General features: G+C 65.5%; 12 protein-coding genes. 2 read left to right on the forward strand and 10 right to left on the reverse strand.

Annotated features, from left to right (window positions below; translation table 11 throughout):
- Positions 1-10: 10 nt before the first annotated feature.
- Together PVE73_RS23000 and PVE73_RS23005 are read right to left on the reverse strand one after the other, a co-directional pair.
- Positions 11-1,519, reverse strand: coding sequence for an ABC transporter substrate-binding protein (locus tag PVE73_RS23000; RefSeq protein ID WP_277364476.1), 1,509 nt, complete (start codon positions 1,517-1,519; stop codon positions 11-13).
- Positions 1,516-2,298: a GntR family transcriptional regulator gene (locus PVE73_RS23005; protein WP_277364477.1), complete on the reverse strand. Its 783-nt coding sequence runs from the start codon at positions 2,296-2,298 to the stop codon at positions 1,516-1,518. The genes PVE73_RS23000 and PVE73_RS23005 overlap by 4 nt, the downstream gene beginning before the upstream one ends.
- A gap of 372 nt (positions 2,299-2,670) precedes the next feature.
- Between PVE73_RS23005 and PVE73_RS23010 the strand changes: the two genes are divergently transcribed.
- Positions 2,671-4,176 (forward strand): ABC transporter substrate-binding protein, encoded by a 1,506-nt coding sequence (locus PVE73_RS23010; RefSeq protein WP_277364478.1) that lies wholly within the window; start codon positions 2,671-2,673, stop codon positions 4,174-4,176.
- A gap of 72 nt (positions 4,177-4,248) precedes the next feature.
- A complete protein-coding gene (locus PVE73_RS23015; RefSeq protein ID WP_277364479.1) occupies positions 4,249-5,463 on the forward strand; it encodes an amidohydrolase family protein in 1,215 nt (404 codons plus the stop codon).
- 3 nt (positions 5,464-5,466) lie between these two features.
- On the opposite strand, the gene PVE73_RS23020 is transcribed toward PVE73_RS23015, so the two are convergent.
- From PVE73_RS23020 to PVE73_RS23055, 8 genes are read right to left on the reverse strand one after another with little or no spacing between them, the layout of a single operon-like run.
- A complete protein-coding gene (locus PVE73_RS23020) occupies positions 5,467-6,981 on the reverse strand; it encodes a M81 family metallopeptidase (RefSeq protein WP_277364480.1) in 1,515 nt (504 codons plus the stop codon).
- A gap of 23 nt (positions 6,982-7,004) precedes the next feature.
- Entirely contained in the window at positions 7,005-8,282 is a 1,278-nt protein-coding gene (locus PVE73_RS23025) for an FAD-binding oxidoreductase (RefSeq protein ID WP_277364481.1), read from the reverse strand.
- Positions 8,279-8,947: a VOC family protein gene (locus PVE73_RS23030; RefSeq protein WP_277364482.1), complete on the reverse strand. Its 669-nt coding sequence runs from the start codon at positions 8,945-8,947 to the stop codon at positions 8,279-8,281. Before PVE73_RS23030 ends, PVE73_RS23025 begins: the two co-directional genes overlap by 4 nt.
- Positions 8,944-9,744: an ABC transporter permease gene (locus tag PVE73_RS23035; protein ID WP_277364483.1), complete on the reverse strand. Its 801-nt coding sequence runs from the start codon at positions 9,742-9,744 to the stop codon at positions 8,944-8,946. The genes PVE73_RS23030 and PVE73_RS23035 overlap by 4 nt, the downstream gene beginning before the upstream one ends.
- Positions 9,741-10,598, reverse strand: coding sequence for an ABC transporter permease (locus tag PVE73_RS23040; protein ID WP_277364484.1), 858 nt, complete (start codon positions 10,596-10,598; stop codon positions 9,741-9,743). Before PVE73_RS23040 ends, PVE73_RS23035 begins: the two co-directional genes overlap by 4 nt.
- A gap of 24 nt (positions 10,599-10,622) precedes the next feature.
- Positions 10,623-11,672: a substrate-binding domain-containing protein gene (locus PVE73_RS23045; RefSeq protein ID WP_277364485.1), complete on the reverse strand. Its 1,050-nt coding sequence runs from the start codon at positions 11,670-11,672 to the stop codon at positions 10,623-10,625.
- Positions 11,673-11,702: 30 nt separating this feature from the next.
- A complete protein-coding gene (locus tag PVE73_RS23050; protein WP_277364486.1) occupies positions 11,703-13,682 on the reverse strand; it encodes a hydantoinase B/oxoprolinase family protein in 1,980 nt (659 codons plus the stop codon).
- A complete protein-coding gene (locus tag PVE73_RS23055; protein WP_277364487.1) occupies positions 13,679-15,742 on the reverse strand; it encodes a hydantoinase/oxoprolinase family protein in 2,064 nt (687 codons plus the stop codon). The genes PVE73_RS23050 and PVE73_RS23055 overlap by 4 nt, the downstream gene beginning before the upstream one ends.
- Positions 15,743-15,744 lie beyond the last annotated feature (2 nt).

A 15,744-nucleotide genomic window follows, 5' to 3' on the forward strand; every position in this document is an offset into this window, starting at 1 on the left:
TCGGGTGCGGTCAGTCGGACCAGCTCATGCGGTTCAGGAACATGCTCTCATTGGCGGTCGGCTGCCATTCGAGCCCCTTGGCCGCGCCGTAGATGATCGCGGCCTGATAGATCGGCACCAGCGGAACCTCTTCGGCCACGAACGTGCTGACTTCCCTGTAGGCGGCAAGGCGCGCGTCCTCGTCCAGCGTGCTGCGCGCTTCGTCCAGCAGGCCGTCGATGCGTTCATCCGACAGCGACGACCACGAGCTCGTCGAATGAAGGAGCGAATGCAGCACGCCATCCACGTCCTGGCACGCGCAGGACCAGCGGCCGAAGGCGAGATAGGGCTGTTCGGTCGGCGCGCTCTGCACACGCTGGAGATAGGTCGCCATGTCGGTCAGCTCGATCTCGGCGACGAGGCCGGTATCGCTGATCATCTGCGCCAAGGCCTGCACGATGCGCTGGTCGAATGTCGGCGAAGTTGCAAACGACACCGTCTGGCCTTTGGCGCCCGCTTCCTCGATCAGCGCTTTCGCCGCCTCCGGATCGTAGGGATAGGTCTCGATCCCATCGACATGGCCGAAGTGCGACGGGGTTGCCATCTGCGAAAGGGGCTCGTCGTAGCCGCCCAGAATGCCTTCGACGATGCCTTCCTTGTCGATCGCCTGCGCGATGGCCTGCCGCACGCGCTTGTCGTCCAGCGGCGCGCGCTTCGGGTTGAGCTTGAGATAGCCGATACGCTCGGTCAACACGGACAGCGCCTTGGCATTGCCGGACCCTTCGAGCTGGGCGGCAAGATCGGAATCGATCGTCACGGCAAGGTCGGTCTCGCCCGCCTGAAGGTTCGCCACGCGCGTTGCCGCATCCGGCACGGCGCGGAACTCGGCCGAGGCGAACGGGCCCTTTTCGCCCCAATAGGCGTCGTTGCGATCCAGCCGCACCGAGACGCCGCGCTGCCAGCCCGCAAACTTGTAGGGGCCGGAGCCGACCGGGCTGGCATTGAAGGCGTCGTCGCCCACCTCCTCCACCACGTGCTTGGGCACGATGGAGAGCTTGACGAGCTGCGCCAGCAGCACCGGATAGGCGCCGTCGGTCTTCAGCGTCACCTCGTACTCGCCGGTCGCCTCGGCCGAGACGATCTTGTTGAACTGGCCGAGCTGCGGGCTGCCGAAAGCGGGGTCGATGATACGGGTGATGCTGAAGGCGACATCCTCCGCCGTCAGCTTCTCGCCGTCATGGAAGGTCACGTCGTCGCGAATCTTGAAGACGAATTCCGAGTCCGACGTGTTGGTCCATTCGGTCGCGATCTGCGGCACGATCCGGCCGTCGTCGTCACGGGTCACGAGGTTGTCGAAGATGTTGCGGTAGACGTAGTAGCTGTCCGGGTTCCACTGCTTGTGCGGATCCAGGGAGGATGGTTCGTTGACGAGATCCACGACCAGCATGTCCTTGGCGGATGCCGTATCCAAGGCAAGCGGGGATCCGGCCAGCGCCAGACCCAGCGCCAGGGCGGCGATACGAGAAAGCTTCATCGTCATCGTTCGGTCCTCACTCCCATTGGGCTTTTGCCGGCCTGCCGGCGAAGCGGTTTGCCCTTTTCGGCGGCGCGCCGCGCCGCGCGCTTGTTGCCCACCATGGCCTCGGATTCGAGGAATCGGTCGAGCAGGTAGGTTTCGAGCGCCGTGTTGGCTGCAGCCAGATGGCTGAGCGCATCCGCCTTGCGGCCGTCGATCAGTGCCTCCACGAAACGCGAGCGGTTGGCCAGCGTCAGCTTCACCGGCGCGCGCGCCTCGAAGAAGTTGACCAGGCGGATCGACCGGTCCCAGAGATCGGTCAGCCAGCCTGCGACGATGGGCATGCCGAGCCGAGCCGCCAAGGTTTCCAGTATGTCGCGCTCACATTTGCGGATCGTCGGCACCATGTCGCCGCTGAGTTCCTGCCTCTGCACCAGCGCCATGTGCATCTCCGCCAGGCTGTGCAGGCGAGCACGATCCGCATCGTCCAGCGAGACACTGCACAGAAGCGGCTCGAGCTGCCGTCGCGCGGCGCTCAGTTCACGAATTTCGGCCGCCGAGACGGACGTCACCTGCCAGCCGCTCCGTGCCGTGGAGGAAACGAAGCCACTTGCCTGAAGCCGCGCCAGCGCCGCGCGCACCGCCCCCCGGCCCAGCCCGAACTCGCGCGCCAGCTCCGCCTCCGAAAGCCTTTCGCCGGGCGCCAGGACGCAGTGGACAATCGCGCTGCGCAACGCACGCTCCGCCGTTTCACCCTTTCCCTGGGGTGGTATCGGCGAGTTGTAGGCGTCCTGATCCAGCATTCTTTTCTAACCTCTCAGATTCGCAATCTGACATCACATAGCGGCGATTGTAACACCCCGCCACTGCGACAAAGATCGAACCAGTTTCTTCCGCCCCGCTCAATGACTGCTCCCCTTCATCTTCGCCGGGAGATCAAGGCGCGTCAAGCAGATCGTGTTCCGCAGGCGGACCGAAAAGCCACTCCGTTCGCCTCGTCGCGTTGAAACGGAATGTTGTTGCGCGTGGTTTTCACGCGTGCAAAGATCGCACTCTGACGTATCAATCTTCTTATCTAAGATGTTAGATTGATGGGTCATCGTGCTTGGGAACGACCGGCACTCCCGTCAAATTGGCGGACATGGGGAACATCAAGGGTTGGAAGGAACAAACCTATGCGTATCAACAAGCTGCTGATGGCCGCCCTGCTTGCGGCCTCATCCTTGACGGTGCCGGCAACGATGGCCGCCGCCAAGGATATGATCGTCATCGACTTTGTCGGCGAGCCCAACTCGCTCGACCCGCATGTCCAGTGGAATCCCGACAGCTTCAACGTTTATCGCAACATTTTCGACAATCTGCTTACCCGCGACGACGCCGGCGAGATCGCGCCGCAGATCGCGACGGAGTGGAAGTACCTTTCCGACACCGAGATCGAGTTCAAGATCCGCGACGACGTGACCTTCCACGACGGCGAGAAGCTGACCGCCGAGGACGTCGTGTTCAGCGTCAAGCGCATCACGGATCCGGAATTTGCCAGTCCGCAGCTCGGCCAGTTCAACAGCATCATCGATGCGGTCGCCAAGGACGACACGACGATCGTGTTGACCACCGATGGCCCCTACCCCGTCCTGTTTGCGCAGCTCACCAAACTGTCGATCGTGCCGAAGCACGTGGTCGAGGCGGTCTCCAAGGACGAGTTCAACGCCAATCCGGTCGGCTCCGGCCCCTACAAGTTCGAGACCTGGAACCGCGGCGTCGAGGTGATCCTCGCCCGCAACGACGACTACTGGGGCCAAAAGGGCGTGTTCGAAAAGGCTTCCTTCCGTGCCGTGCCGGACGCGGCGACCCGTGTCGCCAACCTTCAGTCGGGCGTCAGCGATATCGTCACCAACATCGACAGTGATCTCGCCGCGCAGGTGGAAAGCAGTGGCGTGGGCAAGGTTCTCTCGGCGCGCACCGAGCGTGTCGCCTATTTCGCGATGAACGTGCAGAAGGCCCCGCTCGACAATGAGCAGGTGCGCCTTGCCATCGCCCATGCGCTCGACAAGGAAGGCATCGTTGAGGGCATTCTCGGCGGTTTCGAAGCCCCTGTCTCGCAGCTCGTCTCGCCGGCAGCCTTCGGCTATGTCGAAGGCATCGAAGCCCCCGGCTACGATCCGGAGAAGGCAAAGGAGATCATCGCCGAGCTGGGCGATGCGGCGAAGGCGCCGTTCTCCATCCTCACGGCCCCGGTCTACGACCAGCGCGTCGTGCAGGCGATCCAGCAGATGCTCGCCGACGTCGGCTTCAACGTCGAGATCGAGATGACCGACATGGGCAACTGGATGCAGCGCATGCAGTCCGGTCCCGAGAGCATCCCGCAGACCGCCTTCAGCCGCTGGAGCTGCGGTTGCCAGGACGCCGACGGCATCATGTATCCGATCCTTCATTCGTCCAGCGGCTGGGCCAATGTGAAGGACGAAGAACTGGACGCGACTCTCGATGCGGCCCGTTCCACCATCGACAGCGACAAGCGCCTCGATCTCTACAGGAAGGTGAGCGAGATCGTCGCATCGAAGAACTACGTGATCCCGCTTTATCAGGCCTCCGTGATTTATGGCGCGGCCGAGGGTATCGAGTTCACGCCGCTGGCCAACGAGAACATCTTCATCAACCGCATCGGCTGGACGGGCGAGTAGAAGCCGCCGATCCAGGACCGGGCGCCTCGGCGCGCCCGGTCCTTTCTTTTGTCTTCCGACGGGGAACGCGCCGTGATCACCATTCTGGAAAACGCCAATGTCGTGGAGGTCGAGACCGGCTCCATCCTCGCCGACCGGCATCTCGTTCTGGAAGACGGGTTCATCCGCGGGATCGAAGAAAGCCCCGTTGTCGGCGCCGCTGATGCGGTGCGCATCGACGTGCGCGGGGGCTTCGTCATTCCCGGCCTCATCGACTGCCACGTTCACGCAACCGCATACACCGCCAATCTCGGCGAACTTCCGCGCCAGTCGCCCATCTATGTGGCGGCGCGAGCCGCCGGGCTTCTCAAGTCGATGCTGAAGCGCGGCTTCACCACGGTTCGCGATGTCGGCGGCGCCGATTTCGGCCTCGCCCGCGCCGTCGAGGAAGGCTTGTTCCAGGGCCCTCGCCTGCTTTACGGCGGCAAGGCCCTGTCGCCCACGGGCGGGCATGGCGACCACCGCGGCATGGGTACCGACAACGAAGACAGCGCCTATTCCCTCGTCAGCCTGGGCCGCCGCTGCGACGGCGTGGACGCGGTTCGGCTGGCCGCCCGCGACGAGATCAGGCGCGGTGCGCATCACATCAAGATCATGGCCAATGGCGGCATCTCCTCACCCACTGACCGCATCACCTCCGACCAGTTTTCCGAAGCCGAGATCGCGGCGATCGTCGATGAGGCGGAGATGGCTGATCTCTACGTCGTCTCGCATACCTACACGGCGCGCTCGGTGGCGCGCGCGGTGCGCAACGGCGTCCGCTCCATCGAGCACGGCAATCTGCTGGACGAGGCAACGGCGGCGCTGATGAAGCAGCACGGTGCGTACCTGACGCCGACGCTTTCGGTGCTGCGCGCGATCGCCGATGTCGGCGCGCAGAGCGGCTTTCCGACCGACCGCATCGACAAGGTCAATGCCGTGCTCGATTCAGGCATCCGCGCCGTCGAGCTTGCGCAACGCAACGGTGTCCCGATCGCTTACGGCACCGACCTCATCGGGCCGATGCAGGACCGGCAGCTCGACGAGTTCCGGCTGCGCGCGGACGTCGTCTCGCCGCTCGGCATGCTGCGTTCGGCGACCTCGGTCGCGGCCGAGCTGATCCGGCTCGAAGGCGAGGTCGGCTTCGTCAAGACTGGCTACCGTGCCGATCTCAACATCCTCGACGCCAATCCGCTCGACGCCGGCGTGCTCGTCAATTTCGCCGAGCATCATCGGCAGGTGATAAAAGGCGGCGTTCCGGTTTCCTAGATCCTAGCCGAAGGCCGTCCTGCACTCCGTTGCGACCTGGCGGCCCCATTCCGCCTTGTCCAGTCGTGCCAGCGGCAGGATACGTGTCGCCCGCCTGGTGAAGAGAAAGCGCCGTGCATCCGTGGAGGCCCAGCCGCCCGAATCCACGACAAACACGCCATTGGACGCCAGCGGCGTGAAGGCCGAGCGGAAATGGTTGCTCGACTTCACATGGATGATCGCCTTGTCCTCCAGCATGATGCCCTGGCTGCGGAAGGCCTGCGTGTCGTAGGCCTGAATGCGCTCGGTGACGATGGCGATCTGGCCGCGGTCGCCCACGCGCACCACCGCGCCGAGTCCGCCTTGCAGCAATTCACCATGCAGGTTCGGGCCCTCGTTGCGATATTCCACGATGCCCACACGCTCTACCGTCACTTCGGGCGCAAACGGCCGGCCGTTCTTCATCGCACCCATCGGCACGACGCCGCGGTTTCCGACACCGATCGCCTGCGCGGCCTTCACCGCCTCGCCATCGACCATGAAGCCGGCGACGAAAGGCAGTCTTTGTGCCGCAAGTGCTGCGAAGATGTCGGCGACGTTGGCGACCCCACCGGAGCCCGGGTTGTCGCCGGCATCGCCGACCACCACCCTGCCCTTCGCCGCGTTGGCGAAAATCTCCGTGGCCGCTTCCTCGAAGGAGGGCGCGCGCGCCAGCATCGCATCGCGCCGCTGCCAGATCTCCTCCGCCATGTCGAGGAAGGCTTGCCGCATGGCGTCCTCATCGATGCCGGTGACCAGCACCGAGCTGCCGATCTCGTCGGAATCGACATAGGGAAAGCCACCCATCACGACGACGTCGGCGAGCCCCGGCCGCCGCTCGATTTCGTTGGAAAGCGCGACGAGTTCGGAAAACGGCGCGGTGTCGCTGGTCTGCGCGCTCATGGGTGCGGCCATCGGCAGGCGGAAGCGGCGCGTCTTCCACGGCTCGCGCGCAAGCGTCAGCTCGATCAGCTTCTTGCCGCGCGCATGAGTGTCGGCGTGCGGGTAGAGCTTGCCGCCGATCACCACGTTTACGACAAAAGGGAGTTCAGGCTCCACATTGGCGTGGAAGTCGAGCGGCACCGCAATCGGCACTTTCGGCCCGACGACTGCCCGCACCTTCTTCGCAAGCTTCGTCTCCGGCGTCGCCACTCCCTCCACCACCAGCGCGCCGTGCAACAGCAGGGCCACCACGTCGACCGGGCCGGTGGCCACGATTTCCTCGAGCGATGCAATGATTTCGCGCACCAGCCGGTGATAGCTTTCGCCGTCCAACGTGCCGCCCGGCAGACACCCGGTACAGAGGCCATAGGCGATGTCGTAACCGGCCGCGTCCAGCGCCTCCGTCACGCCGCCCAGCCAGTTGCTGGTGCCGCCGAACTCACGCCGCACATCCTCGCCGATGAAATATTGCGCCGAGAGGAAGCCCTCATAGGTCGCCTTGGACGGCGTGAAGGCGTTGGCTTCGTGGAAGAGCTGGATGACGGCGGCGCGCGGCATGAATGGTCTCGCTGTTTCTCAGGTCAGATTTCGCGGCTGTCCTGCCAGCGCATCCATGGCAGGATCATGCGGGCGGTTCGGCTCACGAAGGGGTGGAACGGCACGGCGCTGAGCGGGGTCGGGCGCAGCGCCAGCTTCTCGTCCAGCACATCGCACACCGCGTCCGCAAGCACCTCTGCCATGGCGCAGGCGAGCGCGAGCCCGCGCCCGTTGCAGCCTATCCAGGCGGCGAGCCCGTCCGGCGTGCGGTGCAGATGCGGCACGCGATCGACGGTCATGGCGATCCGCCCGCCCCAGAAATGTTCCATCGGCAGTTCCCCCAATTTCGGGTGGAAGGCGCCGAGCTTGCGGCTGATGAGGCGCGGCAGGCGCATCGGGGCGGCGGTCTGGATCGCCAGCGCGCTGCCGGAAACGATGCGGCCGTCGCGATCCCTGCGCATGTAGCGCAGATCCTGCCTGGTGTCGGAGAAAGCCTCGTCGCCGGCCAGCACCGAATGGGCCAGTTCGCCGAGCGGCGCGGTCGCCGCCTGATAGGACGTGACCGGCACGACGGTGCGGCGCAGGCCGGGCCACAGATCACCCGTATGGGCGGCGGTCGCAAGCGCCACACGCGCGGCGCGCACCGTGCCGCCGGGCGTCTCCACACTCCACCGGCCGCCGTCGCGCTTCAGCGAGAGGGCGGGACTCTGCTCGAACACCAGGACGCCCTCGCCGGCTGCGGCGCGCGCCAGCCCCACCGTGAACGCATAAGGGTTGATGTGCCCGCCGCCGCGATGTTCCCAGCCGCCGAAATAGCTGTCGCTGCCGATGCGCGCCGCCATCTCGGCGCAGTCGACCGCACGCGCCGGCGCGCCCGCAGCCGCCCATTCCGCCGCCAATGCCGCTGAACGCTTCGCACGACCCGGCGTATGCGCAGGCTGGAGCCAGCCGTTGCGGCGCGCGTCGCAGTCGATGCCGTAAGTGTCGATCAGGCTGTAGAGGCGGTCGGCGGAACTTGCCAGGAGTTCGAGGAACGGCTCGCCCAATGTCTTGCGGATCGCATCGGGGCCATGGCGCGTCAGAGCCGCGATCACCTGTCCGTTGGCGCGTCCCGAGGCGCCTGCCCCCACAATGGCGGCCTCCAGAACGATGACAGACCTGCCGCGCCGCGTCAGTTCGAGCGCGGTCGTCAGCCCCGAAATGCCGCCGCCCACCACCACGACGTCGCATGCGGCATCACCCGCGAGCCGGGATGACGAGAACGTCTCGCGGGAAAGCGCGCGCCACAAGGGCGAAGGCTTGTCTGTGGGCCATTCCGTCACGCGAGCGGCCTTGTCTCGATGGCGATTCCAGTTTCGTCCGCGATGGCCTTGCGGCATTCTGCGGATATGGACTTGCGCGCCTCGACGAGGAGGCAGCCTGCTTCCCGCTCCTCCACCGCCAGCCCACCCCTCGAAACGGTGAACGGAACGAGAGCTGACACACCCGGCGCACCGACCGACAGGATGCGGCGTGCACCATTGTCGTGGCGCATGGCCTGCGGCGTCCACAACAGGCCCCGCGTATGATGCTGGCAGTAGATGCATTGCAGGCCCGGGGTCAGCTCGCGCGGCAGGCGGATCACCGAAAAGCGCAGATCGCCCTCCGGCATCGCGCGCGAGAAATCGCGCGCCTCGCCGGCAATGCCTTTCGACGCGAGCATGGCGGCCGTGGCCTCGATATCGTCGCTTGCAAGCGCGATGCCCTTCAGGCCTTGCCCCGCAGCCAGCAGGGCGCGCCAGCTTTCGTTCGCCGGCGTCTCGGCCACGATGCCCATCAGCTCGATATAGACGCCGTCGAGCATGATGCAGGAATTGGCCGTGCCCATCGCCTCGCTGTGGCGTGCAACAGGCGTGGCGGTGAAGCCCGCTTGCATGAAGGCGGCCCTCGCGGGCTCGAGATCGCGCACGAGGACGACGATGTGATCGACGGGCAGAAGATGTGTCATGTCGCGACCGCCATGCGATGGATACCGTAGACCCGGTCGGCGACGACCAGCGCGACCACTGCCAGTGCAAGCTGCAATGTCGACAGCGCGGCGATCGACGGATCGAACTGGTGCTCCATGTAGCTGAGCATCACGACCGGCAGCGTGTTGGTCTGCGCGCTGGCGAAGAAGTAGGACACCGGCAGATTGTCGAAGGACGTCAGGAACGAAAACAGGCAGCCCGCCGCGATGCCGGAGCGGATCAGCGGCAGGGTCACTTCCCGAAAGGTGACCAGAGGGCTTGCGCCGAGGATGCGCGCGGACTCTTCATAGGAACGCGGTATGCCGCGATAGACCGCCGTCACCGTGCGCAGGATATAGGGCAGGCAGACGACCGTATGCGTGATGACGAGCGCGGTGAAGGAGACGCCGATGCCGATGCGCGACAGGAAGAAGAGCGAGGCGAATCCGATCACGATCATCGGCATGGACAGGGGCGACAGCAGGAACGTCGTCAGCGCATTGGCCCAGCGCGAATTGGAGCGGGCGAGATGGAGGCTCGCCGGAATGCCGATCAGGCACGAAAGCGCGGTCGCCACGATGGCCAGCATGAAGGACACGAAGAGCGCATCGACGAAGGGCTGGTACTCGAAAATGCGCACGAACCAGCGCAGCGACCAGCCGGGAATGGGAAACGCCGCGAAGCCCGCCGAAGTGAAGGAGATCACCACCACGACGAGGATGGGCGCCAGCATGAAGAGGAAGAACAGAGCGACGAAACCGAAGAGCAGCGCGTCGGATAGAAGCCCGCGTCTCAATATGCCGTCCCCTTCCGCCGCACGAGGTGAAGCTGCAGATAAAGGCACGCCAGCGCAATGACGAGCAGGATCGTGCTCATGGTGCTTGCGGTGGCGAAGTCGCGCGTGGTGTTGAACTGCTGGTAGATCAGGAGCGGCAGCGTCTGAAAGCCGCCGCCGAGCAGCACCAGCGTGACGAAGCTGCCATTGGCGATCATGAAGACGAGGATCGATCCGGTGCCGATGCCGTCCATCGACAGCGGCAGCGTCACCTCGCGGAAGGTGCGCGCGGGGCTGGCCCCCAATATCTGCGCGCTTTCCTCGAGCTTGCGGTCGATGGTCTGCAGCACCGTCGCAATCGACAGCACCATGAACGGCACCAGCACATGAACGAGGCCGATGATGGCAATGGCCGGCGTGTTCATCAGTTGCAGCGGCCGCTCCAGCCAGCCCAGATCCTGCACCAGCAGATTGTTGACCAGGCCGCGCCTGGCGAACAGCACCTGCCAGCCGAAGGTACGCATGATGATCGAGGTCAGGAGCGGCGCGATCAGCAGGAAGATGATCAACCCGCTCCACCGGCCCGACTTGCGCACGAGGAAATAGGCGACCGGATAGCCGATCAGGATGCAGATCAGCGTCACCGTGCCCGACAGCACCACCGTCTCGACGATGACGCCGAGATAGAAGCGGTCGGTCAGGAACTGGACATAGCGCGCAAGCGTCAGCCCCTGCCCGTCCGGCTGCGCGAAGCTGCGCATCGCGTTGTCGAAAAGCGGCAGGACGAAAAACGCGACGAGAAACAGGAAGGCAGGCGCGATCAGCATCGCCCCGCGAAGCAGATCGCCGCCTCTTCCCTTTCCGGCCAATGCCATGCCTCGGCTCCCGTTGGCGCGGGTTTACCGCCCGATCTCGCGGTTCCAGCGGTCCACCCACTCGTTGCGCACCTCGGCGATCTGCTCGTAGGGCGGGAAGGTCGCATTCTGCCACGGCGTGATGCGCGGCTTCAGCTTCTCGCTGTAGACCACCTTCTGATTGGTGACGCCGTAGTTGAGGATGTCGGCGAACTTCGACTGGTTCTCCGCGTCGAGCATTTCATTGAGATAGTCCCACGCGAGCGGATTGGCATTGATCGGTTTCTGCACCGCCACCGCATTCAGCGAACCGCCCTCCTCCGGGTTGATGAAAGCGATCCAGTCGGCGCCTTCGTCAACGTGGTTCCAGGTGCGGCCGTCGAAATAGATGCCCAGATCCGCCTCGCCGGAGGCGAGATGATTGAAGAAGTCGTTCGGGCCGCCCCAGAAGACGAGATTGTCCTTCATGCGTGCGACGGCTTCGAAGAAGGGATCCACATTGTCCACGCCGCCGCCCAGCGCGTCCGCCAGCGACCAGATCAGCATGATCGGCGTCACCGCATAGGAGATCGAGGGAATGGAGGCGATGAACTCGCCCTTGGCCACGCGGTCCACGAATTCCGCAAAAGACTTCGGCGGCTCGGCCACGGTCTGCTTGTTGTAGGTGATGCCGGCCACGCCGTAATCGAAGACCGTGCCCTTGCCCAGCACGCTATCCGTGAAGACCTGCGGTATATCGGCCAGATTGGGCAGCTTCTCGACCGTGAAATCGTCCATCAGGCCGGCCTTGGCCGCCGTCAGCGCCAGATCGGGCGTCATGATGAGCACGTCGAGCGGCGGGCGCTCCGGGTTCGCCTCCACCTGCGCAAGCCATTGCGGCGGGCCGCCGAGGGCAATCGTCGCCGTCGCGCCGGTCTTTTCTTGGAAAGGTGCGACGAAGCAGTCGCGGACCGCCTGCTCCCACACCCCGCCGAACGCGGTGACGTTGAGAGTGGTGCCCTGCGCGTTGAGGAGGCGCGGGAAGCTGCCGGTGGCTAGTGCCGCGCCGGCCATCGCGCCCGTCTGGAGAAACCTGCGTCGATTGAAAAATGCCATGGCTGTCATCCTTTTCCGCTGACCACGGGATCAGATTGTTGCAACTGCATTCTCGAATGCCGCCCGCGCGGCATCCACCTCTTCTGTCGTTGCCGGACCGCGCGGAAATTCCGCCGGCAGATTTGCAAGGGCGGCTCCCAGCGCGGCGCGGCGCACGGCCTGGCGGCGCGCCAACGGCAGCTTCAGGAGCTTCGCGTTGAATTCGTCGAACAGGGCTGCGCCGAACACGCTGTCCCATGCCTCGCGCTCGGGGCCGAACGCCACGTCGCGAGAGGTCGCGTTTCGGGACTCCCGGACCGCCTTCGTGGCGGCCGCATCGACCGTTCCATCGGCGATCACCACGCCGTAGTCGCGCATGGCTCCCTCGACCGTGACGAAGCCGTTGCCGACGTCGGCCAGCACGGCCTCAGGGTCGCGCTCATACGGGTCGCCCCAGCCGCCAGCGCCGGGTGTGCGAAAGCAGACGACATCGCCCGCGTTCACGTCCAACACGTCGATCTTTCCAAGCCAGCGCTGGCGTTCGGTACCTTCGTTGACGACGAGGCTGCCGGGTGCGCCGGGCATGCCGCCGCTGCGCCCCCATGGGCGGAACATCAAGCGTTCCATGCCGCGGCCGAGCACGTTGGAGCCGTCGGTCAGAACTCTGAACGTCAGTTCCATGCCGCACCCGCCGCGCCATTTGCCGGCCCCGCCCGAGTCCGGCCGAAGCGCGTAGCGCAGGATTTCGATGCCGAGTTCGGCCTCGACGGTTTCGACCGGGTTGTTGGCCAGATTGGAGATGCCGGAATCGCGGCCATCCACGCCATCGTGGCCTTCCCTCGCACCGGTTCCCCCGATCATGGGTTCGATCACCTGCACGTTGCGGCCGCCTGCAGCGTTCGGCTCGGCCATCACCACGGGGATCACCGTTCCGGACGCCGCCGCCGGCATCACCGAAGGCAAGGCGAGCCCGAACGCGCCGTTCAGAACGTCGTTGACGCGGATGGCGGCAGCATGGCGCACGCCGGTGGCCGCCGGCTCTTGCGGATTGACGACCGTGCCCGCCGGAGCTGTGATCGAGACCGGCCCCAGCAAGCCCGCATTGAGCGGCACGGTGCGGTCGATCGTGTGGATCAGCGCCAGCACCCGCAGGGTCAGCCAGGCGTGAGGCCGACCGCGCGAAGGGATGTTCATGGCTGCAGCCACCTGCGGATCGGTGCCCGTGAAGTCGAGATGAACGGTGCCGTCGCGCACGGTCAGGGCCAGCGACAGGCGTACCGGCAGCCGGCTCACGCCATCATCGTCCAGATAGTCGACGAAGCGGTAGGTGCCTTCGGGAATGCGCGAAAGAACCTCCCTTGCCTTGGCGTTTGCATAGGCGATCAGGTCCTCTTCCGCCTGCAGCAGCGTTTCTACGCCATGCTGCGCGATCACCTGCACGATGCGCCGCTCACCGGCTGCGAGCGCTGCCAGCATGGCACGGATGTCGCCCATATTGGCATCGGGCGTGCGGCTGTTGGCATCGAGGAAAAGGCGCACGTCGGGATTCATCTCGCCCCGGCGCATCAGCTTCACCGGCGGAATGCGCAACCCCTCCTGATAGATCTCGACATTGGTCGGCGAGATCGAAGACGGCACGCGGCCACCCACGTCCGAGCAATGCACGAAGCACCAGCCATAGGCGACGATGCGGCCCTCGTGGAAATAGGGCTTGATCATGTGCAGGTCGGGCAGGTGCGTGGCGAGCCCTTCGGATCGGTATGGATCGTTGGCAAGTATGACGTCGCCCGGCTCGAGCGTGCCGACGGCCGCGATCGCGGGCGCGCATTCCAGCCCCACGAAGCCCGACACGCCGATGGACCGCGGGTAGGCGAAAAAGCGCCCGTCGAGACCGGCAAGCGCGCAGGCGAAATCGGCCGTCTCCTTCACATAGAGTGTGCGCCCCGTGCGTTGAAGCGTCAGGCACATCTCCTCGGCGATGGCCGCCGCCTTGTTGGAAAGCACTTCGAGGGTGACGGGATCGAGCTTCATCGTGCGGCGCTTTCGAGATGGAGATTGCCGACCTCGTCGACGTGCGCGTTCCAGCGCGGCAGCACGATCACGGTGGTGTCTTCCTGCTCGACGATGGCGGGGCCTTCGAGGCTCTGGCCCGGAGCGAGCGCGGAGCGGGCGTAGATGGACGCCTCGACCCAGCCGCCGCGATGGAAAAGCAGCCGCTTTCCTTTCGGCGGCGAAACGGACGCGCCGCCCGCCAATCTTGGCGTCGGCAGATCCGGCGTCACGCCGACGGCCGCAAGCCGCACCGTGCCAAGCTCGATCACGGCATCGGGATCGCGGAAACCGTAGATGCGCTCGTGCTCGCGATGGAAGGCTTCCGCCACCGCCCCGGCATCATCAATTCCAGGTTCCAGGCGAACGCGCAGTTCGTAGGCCTGCCCTGCATAGCGCATGTCGAGCGAACGCTCGAAGCGGGTTTCGAGTTGCACGCCACCCTCGGCCTCCAACCATGCGCGGCCGTCGCGCGACAGCGCATCGAAGGTCTCGAAGAGAAGCCCGGCGTTTCCGACCAGCGGGCGCCGCAGGCTTCGCACGAAGTCGCGGCGGAAATCGGCGCCCGCCGCACCCAGGGCGCAGAAGGTGCCGGCGGCAGGCGGCACGACGACATGCAGAATGCCGACCTCCTCGGCCAGCAGATTGGCATGGGTCGGACCCGCACCACCGAAGGGAACCAGCGCGAAGCCGCGCGGGTCGAGGCCTCTCTCGGCCAGCGTCTTGTGGAGCGCGCTCGCCATGCCGGCCGTGGTGACGGAGAGCGCGCCTTCCGCCGTTCGTGCCGCGCGGTCCGCCGCGTCGCCTTCGATGCCGATCTTCGCACCGACAGCGGCCAGCGCATCCCTCGCCGCCGTGCCGTCGAGCTTCATGCGCCCGCCCAGGAAGCCGTCGGGATCGATATAGCCGAGCGTCAGGTAACAGTCGGTGACGGTGGATTCCGTTCCTCCCTGACGATAGGACACGGGCCCGGGGCGCGCGCCGGCACTCTGCGGGCCGACCTTGAGCACACCATGCGGGTCGACCCAGACGATGGAGCCGCCGCCCGCCCCTATGGCGCTGACATCGACCACGGGCAGCACCAGCGGCAGCCCGCCGATGTCGGTTCTCGTGGCGAGCTCCGGCATGCCGCCCGAAGCAATCGCGATGTCCGACGACGTGCCGCCCATGTCGAACGTAATGATGCTATGCACGCCCGTTGCCTGCGCGAGCCGCACGGCGGCCATGACGCCGGAGGCGGGGCCGGACAGGATCGTCTCCACCGGCCGCTCGACGGCGGAAGCGATGCTGAGAGAGCCGCCGTTGGAGGCCGTGACCAGGATGGGCGCCGTGATGCCGCGCTCTTGCAGGCCCTTGCCGAGACGTTCGAAATAGGTGCGGATCAGCGGCTGGATATAGGCGTTCAGGCAGGCAACCAGCGTACGCTCGTATTCGCGTATCTCCGGCCAGATGGATGCGGCCGACGTTATCTGGAGACCGTTCGCGGCTGCCGAGATCTTGCGCGCCAGCTCCGCCTCATGGTCCGGCGATGCATAGCCGTTGATGAGCACCAGCGCCGCTGCATCGATGTCGAGCGCGGCGAGTTCGCCGCCCACCCGGGCGATCTCGGCATCATCGGCCTTGATCGTGACCTCGCCTGAAGGTGAAAGGCGCGCGGCGATCTCGACAATGCGCGCCCGCGGGACCAGCGGCACTTCCTTGGCGGCGTGGAGGTCGAACGAGGACGGCATGCGGCAGCGGGCGATCTCCAGAATGTCGCGATAGCCGCTGGTGACGATCAGGCCGATGCGTGCGCCCTTGCGCTGGATGATCGCGTTGAGGCCGATCGTCGTTCCGTGCATCAGGGAGGAAACGTCGCCTGGTGCCATACCGGTTTGATCGAGGAGCTTGCCCAGCCCCTCGATCAGCGCCCGAGACGGGTCGTCCGGCGTCGAAGGCTCTTTGTAGAAAGCCATCTCGCCGCCGGCACCCGACAGGACGAAATCGGTGAAAGTGCCGCCGACATCGATGCCTATGCGCACGCCGCTTCGTACCGTTTCCATAC

Source organism: Chelativorans sp. AA-79, from assembly GCF_029457495.1.
In the GTDB taxonomy this organism is placed as follows: domain Bacteria; phylum Pseudomonadota; class Alphaproteobacteria; order Rhizobiales; family Rhizobiaceae; genus Chelativorans.